The following is a 20313-nucleotide window of genomic DNA, read 5'->3' as shown; positions in this document are numbered from 1 at the left end:
TCCAATAGCCATGGTTGGCTCAATCATCCAGACTTTGATAGCTTGATGAAAGCCAATGCCATCAAGAATTACAAGACCGCCTGGAAACTATTCCGCCAGGTTCATCAGGCGGGGACGCCTAAGTTTCATAAGCGTGGTTATAAGCAAACTTATCAAACCTCTTGTCTTTACAGTGCTAAAGTGACAGTTCCAACGATGAAGAATGGTAGCGTTAGACTAACTGATACCCGCCATCTATGGCTGCCCAAGTTAGGTTGTCTCCGTTTCTAGGGACTGCCGCTGAAGATTTTAGAACGAGCTGATGATATTAGAATCGGGACGACAACGGTCTCAATGGACGCTGTAGGTCATTACTTTGTGTCCATACAAATTGGGTCAGAACGCTCCTTTGTTGCCAAGCAACCCGCAATTGAATCTAAAGTCGGCATCGATTTGAATCTTGATAATTTTCTGACAGATTCCAATGAACAAGTCATTGAGAATCCCCGTTACTATCGAATGATTAAAGGAAAGCTAGCTAAAGCTCAACGGAAATTGTCACGGCGAGCCAGACGAGCTAAAAAGGCCCAACGACGCTTATCAGAATCAAAAAATTATCAAAAGCAACGGCTACAAGTAGCCAAGCTACAGCTTAAAGTTGCCAACCAACGTAAAAACTTCCTGCACCACGTCTCTACGGCCTTAATCAAAAATCACGATTTAGTCGTAGCTGAAGAATTGCGAAGTAAAAATATGTTGCGGAATCACGCCTTGGCAATGAGTATCTCGGACGTTGGTTGGCGAACTTTACTGAGCATGTTGGCTTACAAAGCTGATCTATACGGCCGGAAATTTTTGACAATCGATCCCCGAAATACGACACAAACTTGTAGCCAGTGTGGACACATCATGACCGGTAAGAATAAGTTAACGTTAGCTGACCGCAAGTGGATGTGTCCTAGTTGTGGCATGCTTCATGTGCGTGATCATAATGCAGCTAAGAACATTTTAGCTAAAGGTTTAGCAACCTTGTAAGAAACAAGTCCGTCTGGCAACCTGCGGACCTAAAAGGCTTTGGTAATTAGCGGATAAGTCCTATTCGTAGGCTAACGCTGTATCTAAGCAAATTGTGGTCGCCATGCCAGGGGGTGTGGCTCTCACAAGCGTCCGTTTTTAAACGGGCGTGGTTGACCTGTTCTTCCAACCAGATTGACGCTTACCATTGAAATTTGTTTTGACCGACCAATCAAAAAGCGGTTACAATACCTCTAGTACGACATTTAGTGCTAGTTAAAAATATCGACTGATCGTTCATTTATAGCAACTCAGTCATTAACGACGGACCCGCCAGGATTGGCGATTTAATCCAACTAGATCCTGTCAGATTTCTATATTGAGGTGACACCATTGCAAATTCAACATGAAGCGGTCCAGTCCATGCCACGACTGCCCTTTAAATATTATGAACACGATCCACTAACGACCATTGATGTTGCCCCCCACTGGCATCAAGGCATCGAACTTAACTATTTATTGGCCGGTGACAGCTTGACCTTTGTCACAGATGGCCAAACACAACAGTATCAACCAGGTGATATCTGGGCGACGAATCGCCGGAGCGTCCACAGCGCTACTGGTAGCCCAGACGCTGACTGGGATGAATTCGGGCTGATTATCGATGATGATTACTTGTTGACGCAACTGCCAGCTAGTGCCAATTGGCAACTAACTTTAGGCTTGACCACGGCTAAGGCAACGCACCCTACTAGCTATGCCGTGATCCAGCAACAATTATTGACCATCCATGACTTGCTCCAGCACCCTGTTACCGACACTGTTCGCTTACAAGTGTTGAGTCACTTTTTTCAGCTATTGGTTGAACTAGATCAACATTTCGTCATTTTGAAAGACGACACGACAACGAGTCCCAATCAATCACTAACCGATACCGTTATGACGACCATTAATGACCACTATGCTGAACCGATTAGCGGCACGACTTTAGCTGAACAATATCACGTTTCACTAACGACCTTGAACCAACAATTCAATGCCAATTTACAACTATCTGTTAATCGCTACTTACGGCTGGTTCGCTTAATGAATGCCCGCCGTTTACTACTATCAACGGATATAAAAGTTGATTACATTGCCGTCCAATGCGGGTTCACTTCCGCTAAGACACTCAACCGCAATTTTAAAGCTTGGAAAGGACTGACGCCAACCGATTATCGTCAAGCCTACCAGCGCTATCATCAAATTGATACCAGTTGCCTTTAAAAATGACCCCTATTCAAAATTTCAGCATGCTAAACTACGTTCGGTTACTTGAAACCGAGCGTTTTTATTTTAAAAATAAAAGGAGTTTTCCCTCATGATTAAACTAATTGCAACTGATATGGACGGGACATTTTTACGGCACGATATGACTTATGACGAAGACCGCTTCGCCATTTTGCACGCACAACTACAGCAACAAGGGATTCGCTGGGTCGTGGCCAGTGGCAATCAATACTACCAATTAAAATCATTCTTTAAGCAATATCCGGATACGATTTACGTCGCTGAAAATGGCGCTTATATTCGTGACCTAAAACAAACTTACGCGGTGCATACCTTTGACCCTATCGCTGTCGCAGCCATTTTACCGAAACTTCAAGCGATACCGCATTTGCAGATCACCGTTTGTGGCGTCCAACGCGCCTATGTTCTCACTACGGAAGACCCGGTCCACGTGGCAGATGTAAATCGCTATTATCCAGAACTAGCAAGTGTCGACCACTTTACCGACATTGATGATCAAATTCTCAAATTCGCTATCACTTGCCCAGTTGCCGAAACCGATGCCATCGTGGCACAATTACGAACGGCTTTGCTAGGCCTCGCCGTACCTACTAGCAGTGGTCACGGTGATATTGATGTCATTCAGATTGGGACTCATAAAGCAGCGGGACTACAAGAATTAGGTAACGTTTTGGGCATCGGTCTCAATGAGATGTGTGCCTTTGGCGATGGCGGTAATGACTTAGAAATGCTGCGCGAAGTTGGTCTCGGCGTGGCGATGCAAAATGCCCAAGCGCCCGTCAAAGCCGTCGCTGATGACCAGACGACCGATAATGAAAGCCAAGGCGTCTTAAACTTTATCAGTGATTTACTGGTTAATCCGCAATGAAGACGCCCAGTCAATTAACCACTGCGAGCATTTTAAGTCTATCATTCGTCAGTGCCGTCACCACGGTGATTACCGGGATCATTCCGCAACTAACCGCTGAATTTCCACAAATCGCGCCAACGTTAATCGAATGGCTCGTCACAAGTGCGAATCTAAGTGCACTGGTCACCCTGTTGCTCAATCCTTGGCTGACTCGCCGTTTCGGCAGCCAGCAGCTAGTGATTGGCGGCTTGCTAGTGAGCGCCGTGGCCGGAACCCTCCCCATACTCGTCACTAATTTTGCCGTACTGATGACTAGTCGAATCATACTGGGACTCGGGATTGGCCTGTTCTCACCACACGCGATTGGTCTGATTGCGCACGTCTACCACGGTGAGCTGCGGGCCCGGCTGCTGGGCTATCAGACCGGCCTGTCAGCGCTAGGTAATGCCATCTTACTTGTCCTAGCCGGTTGGTTGGTCATCTTAAGTTGGCGCGCCGTCTTCTTGCTGTATCTGATTTTAGCTGCTCTCGCGCTACTGGCATTCAAAGCGTTGCCGGACTTCCGACCGACCGCCACGACCCCTAATCACGCTGAGTCTTTGCCAGCTTCCAGCTGGATCTTACTGGCATTAACGTTTGTCACCTACTTGCTGATTTGGGGTGTTCAGTTAAAGTTACCGACATTATTCACCGAACGTCACTTCGGCAATGCCAGCGTCTTGAATCTCACCTTAGCCGCGATGAATCTAGGCGGTCTTGTTGCTGGATTATCATTTGGTAAGCTCCACCAGCACTTGCATCGTTACACCTTAACACTCGGCTATGCTGGCGCAGCGACAGCCATACTGGTCCTATGGCAGACGACCAACGCGACGCTAGGTATCATCGCCGCTATTTTCTTTAACTTTATCTACTCTTATACCGGCCCCTACCTAGTCTTTAGCAGTCAGGCTGGCTTAACCGGAAATCAGATTGATACCATGAGTAGCCGCTTAACGATTGCGACTATTATCAGTGCTTTTTTCGCGCCCCTCGTGTGGAACTGGCTCGGTAATTTCGGCTCGCAAGCCCTTACGACCAACGTTCTGGCCTGGATTGCCGGCTGTTTAACCGTGATCACATTATTGACCGGCGTGTGGGCATACCGCACCCAGAAAGGACCAACCAAGCATGTCGAATCTTGAAAAAATGCACACTGGGGATCTCTATCGACCGGATGACCCCGCAATCGAAATCCAGCAAAAACAATTGCTGAACCGCTTATACGATTACAACCAAACCCGCGTCACCGAACCCGAGAAACAACAAGCCATTCTAACAGAACTGTTCGCTGAAATCGGTCCAAATTGTTACATTGAACCACCATTTCACGCCAACTTTGGCGGTCATCACGTCCATTTTGGGTCTAATATTTACGCTAACTTCAATCTGACACTAGTCGATGATACCCATATCTATGTCGGTGATCAGACGATGATTGGCCCGAATGTAACCTTGGCAACCGCCGGGCACCCGATTCTACCGGAATTACGCGCACAGAATTATCAGTATAATATGCCAGTGCATATCGGTCGCAACTGCTGGCTAGGCACTGGCGTCATCGTTTTACCTGGTGTGACCATTGGTGATAACGTCGTAGTCGGCGCTGGTAGTATCGTCACTAAAGATTTACCAGATAACGTCGTTGCGGCTGGCAATCCTTGTCGAGTGATGCGCCAAGTCAGTGACCATGACCGGCAATATTACTTTAAGGATCGGCAAATTGATCCAAAATTATTAAACTAGTCTACAAAAAATGGAGACCCTGTATTTGAATCAGCGTCTCCATTTTTATATCGAGATAATTTTTTCATTTAATACAAATATTGTAAATCACTAGCTGGTGTCGGCTAAAACTTACTTATCGATCAAATAATAATGATTTTTCTTCAAGCAGTTTAAAATCCAAGCACATTCTGTTGAAGAAATCGATGTTCTTCTCATTTTTCAACTGATAGACCTTTGAAGCCTGCCTTGTAATTTGTGCCTCACGAGGTCGAATATAGTTAATTTCATTAAGCATCAATTGATATTTTAATACATTGCGTTCCTTTTCAACCTCCATATCTACCAAAGTATAATTAGCCTCGTTGATAGGAATCATATCATTAAGCAATAAAAAGCTTAGTGGCGCTGTATCTGATTGAGAACTACCCCAAACTTGAACAGCAATTCGTTTATTCACACGTTTACCAGACTTGGCAGTTTCCAATGGTGCAAAGTACGTAAATTCATTAAACTTAAAAATAATTCCAACATATGGTCGATGACTCTTATTCCATAAAACTCGACGATCAAACATTCTCAAATACGAAATATAATCACTATTTACATAATAAAGATTCATCTGTCCCCAAAAAATTTAGAAAAAAAAAGGGCCGCCATGCAGTCCCCTTTCATACTAAGGTTCTCACTTACGGTAGAGAATCACCAATTTTAAAAGTCTCACTTACGGTAGAGAATCACCAAATACTGAACTTCTATTCTATTCAAATTATACAACACTCTTGAAAGAAGTAAATGGATTTGCACGATATTAATTGTGCACAACAATTACCTTGAAACACGAGTTATTTACATTCACTAATACAAATACTGCAGATCACTAGCCGGCGTTGGATAGGCCAAGACTAACTTCTGCAATCCAGCTAACGTGACTTGCTTATCAATCAACAAGGCCACATAATTAATCAGTTCATCGGCAATCTCACTCAGAAAGCTAGCGCCGACCACGAGTCCGGACTGTTGGTCCACAATTACCTTCGCTAAAGCTTGCGGCGTTTGCAGCCGATAGTACGTGAACCAATGGGTCATATCCAATTCATGAACCTGGTATTTATCCGACTTCGCCGCTTGAGTTGCAGTCATGCCAACTTGGGCTAGCTTAGGTTCAGCGTACACTTCAGTCGGAACAACTGGATAGCTGATTGGCGCACCAGCTTGGGTTAACTCACCGACTAAGTAGCGCGCCTCATAACCTGCCAGCGGCGTTAACTTGGGTACCGGCGTATCACTCACATCTCCAATCGCATAAATATGCGGATTAGCAGTCTGTAAATGGTCGTTAACTTGTACCCCGTGTCGACCGTAACTAACCCCAACATTCGCTAGGCCTAAGTGATCTACATTTGGCACCCGCCCAGCAGAACAAACCACTAAGTCAGTTGTGAGATCAAAGCCGTGATCATCCGTTAGGTGCAGGCCATCTGCTTGTTGCGTAATTTTGTTTAAGTCCACGTCTAAATCAAACGTTACTCCTTGTTGCGTTAAGTTTTGCATCAACGCCTTAACAAGGGCTGGGTCAAATGCCTTCAATGGCCGTTGATTGTGATGAATCAAATGAACTTCAGCACCCGCCGAACGCGCAATCGTTGCCAATTCGAATCCAACATAGCCACCACCAACAAACGTGACGCGGCTGGGCATCGTGTCTAAATCAAGAAAGTCCGTACTAGTGGCAAAATACTCGTGACCAGTGATAGGCAAGATACTTGGTCGTTGGCCGGTCGCAATCACATAATCAGTCGCAGCGACGACCTCACCATCTACGGTCAATTCGCCATCAGCCCGAAAATACGCTTGGCCATGCATAGTATCAATCTTTTGGGCCTTTAAACCGTTCAACGTGCCACTCGGAATCTGATCCGTATACCCGCGCTTAGTTGCCATCAAAGCTGGCCAATCAATCGTTGGGACCCCCCTCAACCCATGACCAGCTAAATTCTGGGCATGGCGGCGGGCTTCAACGGCACTGAGTAAAATTTTCTTTGGGTCACAACCACGGTTAGGACAAGTCCCGCCCCATAAGTCATTTTCGACAATCAATACTGATTTACCTTGAGCTTTTAGGCCACTTGCCATGGCGGTACCTGCTGGGCCACCGCCGATAACGATAACGTCGACTTGTTTTGTCATTTTTTGAACTCCTTTGCTTGAGATTTTTGTTTTTGGTAAATTTGCTGAAACGTGTTCGGCAAGCCTGGGACCTCCGCTTGCTACGCCAGTCAAGCATGCGGAAATTCGCCGCATCATTGACTAGCTAGGCAATGCTCAGTCCCACCCAGCTCACCTTACACTCTTTTTTTGAAACGTGCTCAGTCCAACTGTGCCCTCCGCTTGCTACGCTAAGTCAACCATGCGGAAGACCACCGCATCATTGGCTTAGCTAGGCAATGCTCAACCTCAAACCGCCCTCACTCACACTCTTTTTTGAAACGTGCTCAGTCCAACTGTGCCCTCCGCTTGCTACGCTAAGTCAACCATGCGGAAGACCACCGCATCATTGACTTAGCTAGGCAATGCTCAGGCGCAACCCGTTGGCCTTCACACTCTAATCTGGTTCATGCGTACTCAAATACCCCATCACCGTCTGCCGATCCAAATACCCTCGCACCTGCTGGTCTTCCGTCACAGCCAAATAATCATGCGTCGTTAACGCTTCAAACGCGGTCCGTAATGTGGCTTGCACGTCAATGGCTTGAATCTGACCGGCGGCGACAGTCGGTTTGGCTTTTAAGTAACCTTGTTCCAAGCCCACCCGACCAACGTAAATATCATAGACTTTCTTCGCACGACTGGCGCCGAAAAACTCGCGGACAAAGTCGTTGACGGGATGCTGCGCAATCGCACTGGGCGTGTCGACTTGTAGTAATTCACCGTGGCGCATCACGCCGATTCGGTCACCTAATTTTAACGCTTCATTCATGTCATGGGTCACAAACACAATCGTATTCCCGAAACGTTGATGCAACTTTAGCACCAAATCTTGTAACTGTTGCCGTGAGATCGGGTCTAGCGCACTGAACGGTTCATCCATTAAGACTGTTGCCGGTTGGGAGGCAATCGCCCGTAAGATACCAATCCGTTGCTGTTCACCACCAGATAGTTCATCGGGCATCCGGTCGCGATATTCGGCGGGATCTAGACCGACTTCAGTCAGTAATTCATCAATCGTGGCACTGATTTCCTTTTTAGGCGTCCCTTTCATTTCGGGAATCACAGCAATATTTTGCGCGACAGTCATGGTTGGGAACAACGCAATCTGTTGCAAGACGTAGCCCATATCCCACCGTAACTCACGAATGGGCACCGTGGTCGCATCAGTACCATTGACTAAGATTTCACCGGCCGTTAATGGCTCTAAACGATTAATCATCTTCAGTGAAGTCGTCTTACCACTGCCAGAAGTCCCGACCAGCACGAACAACTCCCCTTGAGACACGGTTAAGTTCAAGTCAGGAATCACATTGTGACCATTAAAATCCTTCTTAACGTGCCGAAACTCAATTGCACTGGTCATCTTAACGCCCTCCTTCTAGTAAGCCATGTTGTACTAAATAATGATGCGCAACCGTCGCTGCCGACTTATTCTGTACGTTCACTTCATAGTTCATTTCTTGCATATCCGTTTCTGAAATTTTACCGGCTAGCTTACTCAAAGCCTTGACCACTTGTGGATGTTTGTTCGCAAAACTCGTCTTCATTAACGGCGCCCCTTGGTAAGTTGGGAAGAAATGCTTATCATCCTTTAAGATTGCTAAGTGATATTGCCGCAACTCACTATCGGTTGAATAAGCATCGACCAAGTTGATCCGGCCCTTATTAATCGCCGTATATCGTAAGGCTGGTTCCATCGACTTAGCCGTGACATTTAAGCCGTACGCCTGCTTCAAGCCTTTCAGGCCGTCATCACGATCAATAAATTCCAACGTCATTCCGGGATTCAATAGTGATTCAATCTGCGTCAAATCACTAATCGTCTTTAAATTGTGGGCTTTTTTGAACTTTTTGGTGACTGCCAGCGCATACGTATTGTTGTAGGCCATTGGTTGTAATAATCGCATCTGGTCTTGGGTCGCTAAACGTGTCTTCGCGAGTTGATACGTCTTTTCAGCGGTCAACCCTTTCGGATGACTGCCCTTAACCAATGTCTCTAAAACCGAGCCTGTAAACTCTGGATAAATATCGATTTGATCATGTTGCAGAGCACTAAATAAGAACGTCGTCTTCCCAAAGTTAGGTTTTAACGCCACTTTTACATGGTCATTGTTCGCTTCAATCAGATCTTTATACATATTAATAAGAATTTCTGGTTCAGAACCTAGTTTTCCGGCAATCGTGATGGTTTCCGTGCGGTTGGCAAAGACACTGTACGCACCGCCTCCACCCAGTAGGACCACGATTAAGGCGAACACCGTTAACGCGCGCTTAGGTTTCGCCGTTTGGAACCAACGAATCAACGCACTCAGCGCAATCGCTAGTAGCGCCGACGAAATTGCCCCGATTAATAATAACGCCGTATTATTCCGGTCAATTCCCAGCATAATAAAGGTCCCTAAGCCCCCAGCACCAATTAAAGCCGCCAAAGTGGCAGTCCCGATAATCAACACCACCGCCGTCCGAATCCCAGCAATAATTTGTGGCATCGCAATCGGCAGCTCAACTTTGAACAGCTTCCGCATTCGCGACATTCCAAAAGCATTAGCCGCTTCTTCAATTGAATCATCAATCTCGTCGATACCTAAGTAGGTGTTTTGAAAGATGGGTAATAGCGCATAGATGACTAAGGCAATCACTGCCGGAACCGTCCCAATACCAACTAAGGGAATCAATAACCCTAATAAGGCTAACGATGGGATCGTCTGGAGTACGCTGGTTACCTGTAACAAGAACTCCGCCATTTTAGGTCGGCGCACGGCCCAGATTGCCAATGGAATCGCAATCACCATCGCAATGACTAAAGCGGCCAGTGAGATCCCTAAGTGTTGCCAAAGCGCCGTCAATAAATCCCCGCGCCGCTCCATAAATGTCTGTATCAAGGTTTGCATAATTTCCTCCCCAAAGTCTGCTTTCTAATGTGTCTAATCGTAGCATAATGCCGCCAAAAATCGCAGTGAAAAGCGTTCTGATTTTTAGCTCACTTGTAACTTTAAAAGTTCAGTATACCCAGCCTATCAGTTTAGCGAAAAACTGTTAAGATTAAAAAGAAGGGATTTCCCGTCTAAAACTTTAAAAACGAAGGTGTTCCCGTATGCTCGATCCAACCGATATTGAGATCTTAAAAAGCTTAAATCGTAATTGCCGCATTAAGCTCAACCATTTGGCAAAGGAAGTTCACCTAACACCCCCAGCGGTGGCCGCCCGGGTGGAACGACTCGAAGCTACTGGCGTCATTCGCAACTATACCATTGAAGCCAACCTTGCTGAAATGGGGTTTCAACGCCAAGTCTTCATCCAAGCCGGCTTCAAAGCTAACCAGAAAAAGGCCTACTTAGCATTGATCAAACGGTATCGCAACACGATTCGCCACCACTACCGAACGACCGGTGAGATGAATACCTTGATTGAAGCCGCGTTCTTCACCGCCGCTGATTTAGACGATTTCTTACAACAACTGAGTGCCGTCGCGACTTACCGCGTGATTGATGTCGTGGCAGAAGCCTTTTAAAGCCGCAAAAAAAAAGCGTTTGGCAGCCACAACTGCCAAACGCTTTTTGAACTGACATAACATCTGGTTTACGAACACTTAATGACGACGACGTGACCAGAAACCAGCCAATCCCAACCAACTAAGCAATCCCCAACCAGCTAATGCCAAGTGTGAACTAGCCTTGTTATCCGTTCTGGGAAGTTCAGTATTGGCAATCGTCTGTTGAGCGAAGATCGAAGCCGATTGATTGGCTTGTAATCGTGCCAGCTGTTGCCCACGACTTAAATGCCCTTGGGCTTCGTCAGAATCACCATTTGTCAGTACCGGCTCTTTAGTTGGTTCCTTACTCGTAAATTCACCAGTATCAACATCCACCGGAACCGATTGCTCCGGTTTGACAGGGTCTGACGGTTGTTCAGGAACTGCTGGTTGCACTGGCTTTTCGGATGCTTCCGGTACTTCCGGTACTGCTGGTTCTTCCGGTACTTCTGGACTGACTGGCTGGTAGGTGACCGTCACTGTTATTGCTGTTAAGCCAGTATAATTCACTGGAATAACCAGTGTCTCCACTTGAGCCAATGAGGCCGCCGCATAGTTGCGACTACTTAATTCAGGGCTCACGACTGCTGCCAACTCGGAGGAGCCCACAACCAGCCAAGCTCGCTTGGGATCAAGGGTATCAATCTGCCCATCACCATTAGTATCGTAACCAACCTTCTTCGTCACTAGATCGGTCAATTGGACTTGCCGATAAGTCACGCGCTGATTAACGGTTGGCGCAACCTTAGCTTGAGTTGTACCATCGATATATTGAATCGTCCGCGTAACTGAGCGATCAATGGTCGTTGCTTTTAATCGATGCCCATAACTGATGACAATCGCCAAATCCGGCGCATCAGCATCCGCCGCTAATACTGTCACCGACGCAACTTCAGCCTGCGACGGGGCCGTGTATCCATGCTGACTTAGAATTGGACTAGTGACACTGGCCAATTGATTCGTCTGACTACTCAGGACCCAGTCAGCTGCGGCATCAGTGGTATCAGCTTGCCCATCACCAGTCGTATCGTAGCCCAATAAGTCACCGGTAATGCGGTCAATCACGGCGGTCCGATAGTAGGTGACACGTTGTACCACAGCTGGTGCTACTGTTCCCTGCGTTTCAGCATCAACATACGTCATGATCCGATTAACGCTTCGATAGTCGGTATTAGGGTCAGTAACATGTTGATAGTAGATCCGGATAAGCGGTAAGTTAAGGTCAGTCGTTGCATAATCACTGTCGATAGTTTGGGCTGCGACTTGTGCTTGCGATGGTTCTTGGTAACCGAGATTACTGAAATCTGGGCTGTCAATTGTTGGTAGGCTGGCACTTTGACTGGTTAGGACCCATGCCTTTTGCGGATCGCTGATATCGGCAACCATATCATAATTCAAGTCATAGCCAACTATTTTGTTGGTAAACGTATCGATTAAGGCAAACTTAGCATAAGTGACTTGGTGAGTAACACGATCTAACAACGTGTCCGTCCCCTGATCTAAATAATCGACTTGGCGAGTGACGGTCTTAGTGGTTACAACTCGGCCTAATTGGCGTCGTACCCAAACGTACATATCGGCCATCTCAGGCGCGTACTGTGCCCTTAAAGCTACAGAACTATAGCTTGCTCCGGCTGGTTGGTCAATCGTTCCGGTACCGACACGTTGCCAATGTCCCGGATCGCTAGGATCAACCAACACGCTATTAAATATACTACTATGACTCAAACGTGGTTCTAGTTTAAGTACTCGCAAGTGAGAGAGCTTATCTAACCAGTTATGAGATCGATTTTTCTCAATTCCTATATCTGAAAATTTTGAAATATCTAATGACCTTAATGCTGACATCTCATTAAACATGAAATCCATATTAGTCACTGCGGACGTCTCAAAGCTACTGACATCCAATTCAGACAATTTAGACAGCCCTGAGAACATATAACTCATATCTGTCACATTGCTTGTATCAAAGTTCGATACATCGAGTTTTTCTAAAGATGTCATATTTTGAAACATTGATTCCATACTAGCCACTGCATGATTTTCCAAAGGCAATCCTACTTGCGTTGTATTCCAGCCTGACAGATTCAGTTCCGTAACACTAGATACATCTTCAAACATTTTCTCCATGCTTTTAACTTTGTCCGTAGTAAAACCTGAAACATCTAGCGTCTGAACTTGACTAACCCCCTGAAACATTCGGCTCATTGTTTCAACATTTCCAGTGTCAAAGTTCGAAACATCAAGTACCTTGATACTACTAAGTCCTTGAAACATCGCCCACATCGTACTAACTGCACTAGTTTTAAAGTTTGAAACATCTAGTTCCGTTAAGCTACTATCCGTACTAAACATGCTAGACATAGATTTAACTTTTGTTGTATCAAAATTCGAAACATCAAGTTTGTTTAAGGAGTTCATTCCAGAAAACATGCCAGACATGTTTTCAACGTTACTGGTATCAAAACTCGTGACATCTAATGTAGTCACTTTAGACATCCATGCAAACATGTTAATCATATTTTTAACGTTAGCAGTATCAAATCTTGAAACATCCAATTTAGTAATCGACTGATTCCAACAAAACATGTGGTCCATATTGGTGACAAGCTTGGTATTAAAACTCGAGACGTTTAACTCTGTCAGTGCGCTCATCTCATTGAACATGTAGCGCATATTACTCACCTTACTAGTATCGAAATTAAATAAATCTAATTTGGTTAGAGCAAGACTATTACTGAACATGCTATCCATATTTTTTACATTACTAGTATCAAAATTCGAGATGTCAAGTTCACTTAAATTAGTCATACCATAAAACATGCCGCTCATATCTTCAACAAGACTCGTCTTAAAGTTACCGAGGTCTAATTTAGTCAATGAAGCATCACCGCTAAACATGTCACTCATATTACACACATTTTCTGTTTTAAAGTGACTTAAGTCTAGAACAGTTAGCGAACTCGCATTTTCAAACATACTTTTCATGTCGCCTACAAGGCTTGTATCAAACTGACTGATGTTTAAGTTTGCCAGTTGTTCATCACCACTAAACATTTCGGCCATATTCTTAACGTTTCCAGTAATAAAGCTGCTCAAATCCAAGCTTATCAACGAACTCGCATTCTCAAACATACTCTCCATATTGCTAACATTGCCAGTTTCAAAATTACTCAAATTCAAGCTAGTCAGTGAACTCACATTCTCAAACATACTCTCCATATTGCTGACATTGCTAGTTTTAAAGTGACTTAAGTCTAGATTAGTTAGTTGGCTATCTCCTCTAAACATCCCACTCATATTAGTTATACTCTGAGTATCAAAATATTCTAAACCCGTAATCTCAGTTAGGTTTGGCTTGTTAGCAAAGAGTGTTTCAACAGTTCCCGATACAATAATTGGTGCTGTTAACACTATCTTTGTAATCTTTGACAAACTGCCAAAACGACTAATCTGATTACTATAGGTATAAATATTCTGTCCCGGTAATCGTAACTGACCCCCACCCAATTTCAATAACCCAGTTTCATTAATTGTCCAGTTAACTTCCCCAATCACGCCGTTTCCCACTATAACGTTTTCATCAGCCACTAAGCTACGCGCCATTTTAGGTGCCCTGGCCAGACTTGCTAGCGGTCTCATCACACCGTCAGCATCCTCATCACCCGGGGCCGCTGGTTGTGCTAATACTGTATTCGCTGAAGTGATCGCTTTGGCGACTTCCGATGGTGCACCAGACACCTGACTGCCAGCATTAGACACAGTAACTGACTCCCTAACTGGGGCCGCCGATGCTTGACTAGGTTCAGCATAACTACTACCCGAGATAGATTGGCTCTTTACTGCTTCACTCGTTTCACTTTCCACCTCAGTTGCTGAACTAGTTGCCATACTAGTTTATTCACTACCACTAGCTACTGAGTCAACTACTGAAGAGGTGGGCGTCCCCGAATCACCATCGACAGAACCACTTGTGGTAACGCTTTCATTTTGATCTTTTAAAATAATTTCCTTGGTCGTCGTCCTAGGGATTGATGTCACCACATCGACATCGCTACTTGGTGTGGCCGTATCCGCCTGTGCCACACTAGTCATACCCTGTAAAACAACTAATCCTGTAATGCCAGCAAATACCCAAAATCGTCCCCGTTTGTACATCTTATAATGTATTTTCGAATCGCTGATTTTAATCATTTATGCTCCTCCTTTAAAGGTTTCCCTATGTAACCACCAAAACAATCCCCTTTATCACAAAAAATACTTGCTATCATTAACTGTTAGTTATACGTCAACTATACAGGAAACTTTGCTATAATAACAGATTGATTATGTGATTTAATTAATTATGTCATATTTCATCAAGCACTTCAGACGATTTTGATATCACGCAATGTGTAAAAGGCTTTTAATAGTCGTAAGTAGCAATCTCTTTACTTAACGCTTGGTGCTGGTTGGTTTAAATTGTCACTCTGGTTGGTCCAGAATCGGCTGGAACGTGGTGACCGCGTTTATGAGCCACAAAGCGGTCCCATAAGTCGGGCTTTGACTAACTCGAGAAAATCACTCGACTAAGTCAGACGACACCACTGAGCCAATTCTGGCCCGCCCGCCGTTAACTACTGGGAATAAAAAAATTATTGATTGATTATTTTCAGTCCAGTCACTTAGCCGAAAGGTTGGTTCCTAAAATGCTCAGCCGTGTCGTTGGCCTTAGTGCGAGTGGTCTACTCGGACTTAGGCCAAGGCCAGTTTTGAAGACCGCTTTTTTGGCTTCAAAATGGCCCATGGCGTTCCAGCGTTTTAGGAACCAACCGGCAGGCGGCAATTTCAACTAACACCAAGCGTACTCAATTAATTAATCTTAATCACTAAAATTAAAAAACAAGCTCGCAATTACCCAACTAACTTGGATAATTACAAACTTGTTTTGACTTAAAATATAGCTTATTAAGCACTCGTAATCTGCATCCGACCATTTTGCTTGGAATGATACAAGTTCTGGTCAACACGATTATAAAAGTCCAGCGGTTCCGCATCAATCGCCCGTAATTCGGTCACGCCAACTGAAATGGTGGGTTCAATCTGCGCCCCACCAGCGATGACTTTCAGGTGATTCACGGCATTAAAGATCTGGGCAACGGTCGCTTGTGTGGCAGCTAATCGATAATCCGGGAATAAGAGGTTAAACTCCTCACCACCCGTTCGATATAACTTGATCTGCGAATCATTGGCATCGATCACCGTCTGAACCGTCACCACAACTTGTTGTAAAACGTCATCGCCAGCTAAATGCCCATAAGTATCATTAATTCGTTTAAAGTGATCAATATCAAACATCATCATGGCTAGCGGTTGCGCATCGTGCTTACTCTTATCGAACCAATACTGACTCGCTTCAACATACGCCGCAAAGTTCGCTGCATGTGTCAGTGAATCATGACTAGCAAACCGTTGCAGTCGTTGCTTTAATTCACTGTCATGCGTCAACATGATCACATAGCTATACACCAAGATAGCAAAGACGACTAAGTACAGCCACTGCATCGTCACGGTATGCCAACTCAATTGATGCTTCAACCGCATCCAATACCACAACAACCAGCCGAACGGGACCACCACAACTAAGTACATCATCGGCGCCACCCGCGTGGTCCGAAACTTCCGTTGCACCACATTCAGCAACCAGAAAAAGACTAGTAAGGTCAACGCATGCCCCCAAGATTGCCAAACGAATAGGGAATGGTTGTAAGCCATGAAAGCCACCACGATTGGGAACAACCATAACGGTGGAATCCGGATGTTTAAAAAGTACCCACAGAAAATAATGGCAATCAACTGAAAGTTCATAAATTGCCAATTATACGTTTGGCCCACAATTAACGTCTGCAGGCCAAACGTGAACGCCACCATATAAACCATGCCATACCAAGCTTCCAACGTATGATCGGCAATCTCCCAGTGGTGGTCATGTACCCAGGCTTCTAACGACCTAATGGTTGCCCAATATAGTGTCAACACGCCTAAGACAAAGAAGACACTAGTCACGAACGGTGCCACATGCCAATGCGTCCAAGTCATCTCATCACCTTCTCTATCCAACACGACGCTTGTGTTCATTTATATTAACTATACCATTAACGCTTAAGAATAGCGGTACTTTCCGGTAACGGCCCCCTATATCAAGTAACAAAAAAACGTCACCCATAGTTTGGATAACGTCTTGCCGAATCAGTTACGCGCTCGTAATCTGCATCCGACCATTCCGTTTCGAATGATATAAGTTACGATCAACGCGATTATATAAATCAATCAGCTCATGGTCCACACCTTGTAACTCGGACACGCCCACCGAAATCGTCGGTGCAATCTGCAGACCGTCAGCGACAACTTGCAAATGATTGACGGCACTAAAAATCTGCGCCACGATCGGTTGGGTAGCGGCCAAGTGATAATCTGAGAACAAGAGGTTAAACTCCTCGCCCCCGGTCCGAAAGAGTCGAATCCGCGGATCAGTTTCGTCAAGTACGGTTTGAACGGTCGCCACAACTTGTTGTAAGACATCATCGCCAGCTAAATGACCATGGGTATCGTTAATCTGTTTAAAATGGTCAATATCAAACATCATCATTGTCAACGGCTGATCCGTGCGTTTGCACTTCGCAAACCAACAGTCCCCGACTTCAACATAGGCCGCAAAATTGGCCGTCTGCGTCAATGAATCATGACTGGCAAACCGTTTTAGCCGTTGTTTCAATTCACTATCCCGGGTCAACATGATCACATAGCTATACAATAAGATGGCAAAGACTACTAGATAGAGCCACTGCAGCGTCAGCATCCGCCAACTCAACTGATACTTCAGCTTCATCCAATACCACAACAACCAGCCGCATGGGATGATAATTGCAAGATAGATTACTGGTGCCAATCGTCGTGTATGCCACTTACGATAAGCGATATTCAGCCCCCAGAATAGGACACACAGCGTCACCGTATGTCCCCAAGACAACCAGGATGTCATTGAATGATTGTAGATCATAAACACAATGACGGTGGGAAATAGCCAAATACCGGCCACCCGGTCACTCAAAAAGTAACCACAAAAAATAATCGCCATTAGTTGGAAATTCATGAACTGCCAATCATAAGTCTGACCAACCACTAGGGCCTGCAAGCTAAACGTGAACGTCACCATGTAAAGCACACCATACCAAGTCTCAATGGTCCGATCGGTAATCTCCCAGTGATGCCCATGAATCCAGCGTTTAAGCCAACTCACACTTGCCCAGTACAGCGTTAAGACCCCTAAAACAAAGAACACACTAGTCACAAACGGGGCCACGTGCCAGTTCGTCCAGGTCATCACGTCACCTTCCTTTTCAATCCGCTTGCCACTAGCTTTGGTGAGCCAATTAGGCTAACCCCAAATCAGCACTAACTACGAACATAGCCGCCTTCTTGTTCAACCGCAATTTGGCCGACTAAATTCAAGTAATCAAATGGATTGTTAAAGTTCGGCGAAAACAACATGTCAACCATGGCCAATTGGTCAATCGTACCGTTATTTTGCATCAAAACTGACACAACGTTCGCTGATTGGGCTACGCTATGTTGACTCATAATCTGAGCGCCAAGTACTTTACGACTATTTCGATCATAGACCAGTTCAACATTGACATCGAACGCATCCGGCATAAAGTCCGGTCGATAGGGGCCGTTATAATGCGCCGTTGTTGCATTCAAGTGCGCCGCTAGAGCTTGTTTCAAGGTCACACCAGTTTCAGCGATCGTATGCCCGAATAACATAATCCCCGTCGTCGATTGCGTTCCCATCGTCCGAACACGTCGTTCACCAACATTGAGCCCAGCTAGCGTCCCTTGGCGAATCGCATGTGAAGCCAACGGGGCATACCGCTGCGTATGGGTTGGATTAGCATGGATAACCGTCGCATCGCCCGCCGCTAGAATAGCTTCGTTGGAAGTATACATATAATCATCCGTGATGATGGCACCTTTTTTAGTCATCTTAACTTGACCAGCCAACAATTCCGTATTTGGTAACATGCCGGCACTGACAGCGGCCATATCCACAACAAAGTCTCCGGCCGTGGTCGCAACTACCAAGTGACCCGCGGCATCATCTTCAAAGCTGGTAACCGTCGTATCCGTAACCACGTGAACGCCATTAGCCACTAACAACTTCTGTACTGCGTCAGACAAGGCTGGTTCCAGATAATCATTTAATAAGTACTTAGGCCGTTGAAACAGTGTGACTTGATGGCCCGTCTTAGCATAACCTTCTGCCAATTCGACGCCGATGTGTCCGCCGCCCAGAATCGCAATCCGCGGTTGATCCGTGGTGGCAGTACATAAATCGTGAGCTTGATCATAAGTTTTACAAAGCATTACCTTGGGGTTTTCGATTCCCGTAATGGCCGGGATTGCCGTAATGGAGCCAGTTGCCATGATTAACTTGTCGTAGCTGGTGGTTTGCATCGCTTTAGTGATTAAATTCTGAACACGAACAGTCTGCTTTTGAGCATCAATCTTAATGACATCATGCTGAATCCGCATATGGACCCCTTGTTTGGTAAAATCAGCTGGTTCCGCGTAAAAGGTATCTTCCAACCGCGGCACCGTTCCTTCAATATGTAAATAAGTGGCACATGATAGGTAAGAAATGTTTGCTTGACGCTCATAGACCGTGATATCCGCTGTTGGATAAGTCTTCAAAATTTGTTTAATCGCTGCAATTCCTGCGTGTGTACACCCTACTACAACAATCTTCAAAGGCAAAAGCCCCTTTCTTTTTTCAAAAGATTAGTTTATCATATTAATACGCATATACGTTTATGATTATTACATATACAACCCTAATATTATACTAACTTTCAACTTAAAAGCAAACTGCCACAGGAGGACCTTGATTGAAACCCATTTACCGTTTCTTTGTTCAACCACAAGTTAATACGGTCACCAAAACGATCGCTGGCTATGAACTATTAATTCGTCAACGAACAGCGTCTGGCTGGCGTTTGCCGGCTTCCTTTACTGCGATTGATCCGTTGATTTTTGCCAACTTATTAGTCGAAACCACTAAGGTTTTGGGTCTCAAGGTTCAACATTGCTCGGTAAACATCAGCCGCCAGCAATTAATGACCACCGCGGTTGCCCAAGCGTTAATCCAGTGTCAGATTCAACTCTACCCAACCAAATTGGTCGTCGAATTAACGGAAGACGAAAGTACTGAAGACTATTGTACGAGCACAGTTTTAGCCCACCTTAAAATGTTCGTCCAACACGGCATCGAAGTGTCATTAGATGACGTTGGCAGCGGCGAAAACTACTTCACTGAGATTCGTGATTTATTACCGTACGTCAGTGAAATTAAGTTTGCGTTACAAAACTTCAAACAACACTTTCAAGACCCCGAGATGATGCGCCGGGTTCGTTTCTGGCGTGCCATTAGTAACGAATATGACTTACGGCTGGTCTTGGAAGGTATCGAAGATCAACCGGATAACCAATTAAGCAATCGACTCGGTATCGGCGTCAAACAGGGCTATTACTTTGGCAAGCCCCGCTTATTGCGGTTGCCTAAAGATACAACTGACTGTGCCTGATCAGCTAAAAGCGGCGTTCACAACACTCATCATTGAGTTGTGAACGCCGT

Annotated in this window: 15 protein-coding genes and 1 pseudogene; 7 read left to right on the top strand and 9 right to left on the bottom strand. The window is 45.3% G+C overall.

Annotated features, from left to right (window positions below):
* The 5 genes and pseudogenes from FFM80_RS00760 to FFM80_RS00740 all read left to right on the top strand — a co-directional run.
* Window positions 1-1014: pseudogene (locus tag FFM80_RS00760) on the top strand (RNA-guided endonuclease InsQ/TnpB family protein); the annotation flags it as partial.
* 372 nt (window positions 1015-1386) lie between these two features.
* Window positions 1387-2259: an AraC family transcriptional regulator gene (locus tag FFM80_RS00755; RefSeq protein WP_137639069.1), complete on the top strand. Its 873-nt coding sequence runs from the start codon at window positions 1387-1389 to the stop codon at window positions 2257-2259.
* Window positions 2260-2353: 94 nt separating this feature from the next.
* On the top strand, window positions 2354-3151 hold the full coding sequence (locus tag FFM80_RS00750; RefSeq protein ID WP_137639068.1) for a Cof-type HAD-IIB family hydrolase: 798 nt from the start codon (window positions 2354-2356) through the stop codon (window positions 3149-3151).
* Window positions 3148-4317, top strand: coding sequence for an MFS transporter (locus FFM80_RS00745; protein WP_137639067.1), 1170 nt, complete (start codon window positions 3148-3150; stop codon window positions 4315-4317). The genes FFM80_RS00750 and FFM80_RS00745 overlap by 4 nt, the downstream gene beginning before the upstream one ends.
* Complete coding sequence (locus tag FFM80_RS00740; protein WP_137639066.1) at window positions 4304-4918, top strand: sugar O-acetyltransferase; 615 nt, start codon at window positions 4304-4306, stop codon at window positions 4916-4918. The genes FFM80_RS00745 and FFM80_RS00740 overlap by 14 nt, the downstream gene beginning before the upstream one ends.
* A gap of 115 nt (window positions 4919-5033) precedes the next feature.
* Here the strand turns inward: FFM80_RS00740 and FFM80_RS00735 are convergent, their stop codons facing one another.
* The 4 genes from FFM80_RS00735 to FFM80_RS00720 all read right to left on the bottom strand — a co-directional run bounded on the left by FFM80_RS00735 (window position 5034) and on the right by FFM80_RS00720 (window position 9999).
* Complete coding sequence (locus FFM80_RS00735; RefSeq protein ID WP_137639065.1) at window positions 5034-5519, bottom strand: type III toxin-antitoxin system ToxN/AbiQ family toxin; 486 nt, start codon at window positions 5517-5519, stop codon at window positions 5034-5036.
* A 236-nt stretch (window positions 5520-5755) separates the two neighbouring features.
* On the bottom strand, window positions 5756-7087 hold the full coding sequence (locus FFM80_RS00730; protein ID WP_137639064.1) for a dihydrolipoyl dehydrogenase family protein: 1332 nt from the start codon (window positions 7085-7087) through the stop codon (window positions 5756-5758).
* Window positions 7088-7502: 415 nt separating this feature from the next.
* Window positions 7503-8471 carry an ABC transporter ATP-binding protein gene (locus FFM80_RS00725; RefSeq protein ID WP_137639063.1) on the bottom strand — a complete coding sequence of 323 codons (969 nt, stop codon included), beginning with the start codon at window positions 8469-8471 and terminating at the stop codon, window positions 7503-7505.
* A 1-nt stretch (window position 8472) separates the two neighbouring features.
* Entirely contained in the window at window positions 8473-9999 is a 1527-nt protein-coding gene (locus FFM80_RS00720; RefSeq protein WP_137639062.1) for an ABC transporter permease/substrate-binding protein, read from the bottom strand.
* Window positions 10000-10202: 203 nt separating this feature from the next.
* Here FFM80_RS00720 and FFM80_RS00715 point away from each other — a divergent pair, with 203 nt between their 5' ends.
* Window positions 10203-10619: an Lrp/AsnC family transcriptional regulator gene (locus FFM80_RS00715; protein WP_137639061.1), complete on the top strand. Its 417-nt coding sequence runs from the start codon at window positions 10203-10205 to the stop codon at window positions 10617-10619.
* 78 nt (window positions 10620-10697) lie between these two features.
* On the opposite strand, the gene FFM80_RS00710 is transcribed toward FFM80_RS00715, so the two are convergent.
* From FFM80_RS00710 to FFM80_RS00690, 5 genes are all read right to left on the bottom strand, one after another.
* Window positions 10698-14531 carry a BspA family leucine-rich repeat surface protein gene (locus FFM80_RS00710; protein ID WP_137639060.1) on the bottom strand — a complete coding sequence of 1278 codons (3834 nt, stop codon included), beginning with the start codon at window positions 14529-14531 and terminating at the stop codon, window positions 10698-10700.
* Between the two features lie 6 nt (window positions 14532-14537).
* Window positions 14538-14834, bottom strand: a complete 297-nt coding sequence (locus tag FFM80_RS00705; protein WP_137639059.1) for a KxYKxGKxW signal peptide domain-containing protein — start codon at window positions 14832-14834, stop codon at window positions 14538-14540.
* 753 nt (window positions 14835-15587) lie between these two features.
* Entirely contained in the window at window positions 15588-16718 is a 1131-nt protein-coding gene (locus FFM80_RS00700; protein WP_137639058.1) for a GGDEF domain-containing protein, read from the bottom strand.
* 154 nt (window positions 16719-16872) lie between these two features.
* Window positions 16873-18003 carry a GGDEF domain-containing protein gene (locus FFM80_RS00695; protein ID WP_137639057.1) on the bottom strand — a complete coding sequence of 377 codons (1131 nt, stop codon included), beginning with the start codon at window positions 18001-18003 and terminating at the stop codon, window positions 16873-16875.
* Window positions 18004-18074: 71 nt separating this feature from the next.
* Entirely contained in the window at window positions 18075-19430 is a 1356-nt protein-coding gene (locus FFM80_RS00690) for an FAD-dependent oxidoreductase (RefSeq protein WP_171001003.1), read from the bottom strand.
* Between the two features lie 137 nt (window positions 19431-19567).
* Here FFM80_RS00690 and FFM80_RS00685 point away from each other — a divergent pair, with 137 nt between their 5' ends.
* Complete coding sequence (locus FFM80_RS00685) at window positions 19568-20263, top strand: EAL domain-containing protein (RefSeq protein WP_137639055.1); 696 nt, start codon at window positions 19568-19570, stop codon at window positions 20261-20263.
* The last annotated feature ends 50 nt before the right edge of the window (window positions 20264-20313 follow it).

The organism is Lactiplantibacillus dongliensis, assembly GCF_005405105.1.
Classification (GTDB): Bacteria; Bacillota; Bacilli; order Lactobacillales; family Lactobacillaceae; genus Lactiplantibacillus; species Lactiplantibacillus dongliensis.
The sequence above is the reverse complement of the archived record's forward strand: the minus strand, read 5'-3'. Positions and strand labels throughout refer to the sequence as shown.

Excerpts from the sequence above, each read along its gene's own strand:
- FFM80_RS00740 (WP_137639066.1), top strand. The coding sequence starts at position 4,304 with ATGTCGAATCTTGAAAAAATGCACACTGGGGATCTCTATCGACCGGAT.
- FFM80_RS00715 (WP_137639061.1), top strand. The coding sequence starts at position 10,203 with ATGCTCGATCCAACCGATATTGAGATCTTAAAAAGCTTAAATCGTAAT.
- FFM80_RS00730 (WP_137639064.1), bottom strand. The coding sequence starts at position 7,087 with ATGACAAAACAAGTCGACGTTATCGTTATCGGCGGTGGCCCAGCAGGT.
- FFM80_RS00725 (WP_137639063.1), bottom strand. The coding sequence starts at position 8,471 with ATGACCAGTGCAATTGAGTTTCGGCACGTTAAGAAGGATTTTAATGGT.
- FFM80_RS00745 (WP_137639067.1), top strand. The coding sequence starts at position 3,148 with ATGAAGACGCCCAGTCAATTAACCACTGCGAGCATTTTAAGTCTATCA.
- FFM80_RS00720 (WP_137639062.1), bottom strand. The coding sequence starts at position 9,999 with ATGCAAACCTTGATACAGACATTTATGGAGCGGCGCGGGGATTTATTG.
- FFM80_RS00695 (WP_137639057.1), bottom strand. The coding sequence starts at position 18,003 with ATGACCTGGACGAACTGGCACGTGGCCCCGTTTGTGACTAGTGTGTTC.
- FFM80_RS00750 (WP_137639068.1), top strand. The coding sequence starts at position 2,354 with ATGATTAAACTAATTGCAACTGATATGGACGGGACATTTTTACGGCAC.
- FFM80_RS00735 (WP_137639065.1), bottom strand. The coding sequence starts at position 5,519 with ATGAATCTTTATTATGTAAATAGTGATTATATTTCGTATTTGAGAATG.
- FFM80_RS00700 (WP_137639058.1), bottom strand. The coding sequence starts at position 16,718 with ATGACTTGGACGCATTGGCATGTGGCACCGTTCGTGACTAGTGTCTTC.
- FFM80_RS00710 (WP_137639060.1), bottom strand. The coding sequence starts at position 14,531 with ATGGCAACTAGTTCAGCAACTGAGGTGGAAAGTGAAACGAGTGAAGCA.
- FFM80_RS00705 (WP_137639059.1), bottom strand. The coding sequence starts at position 14,834 with ATGATTAAAATCAGCGATTCGAAAATACATTATAAGATGTACAAACGG.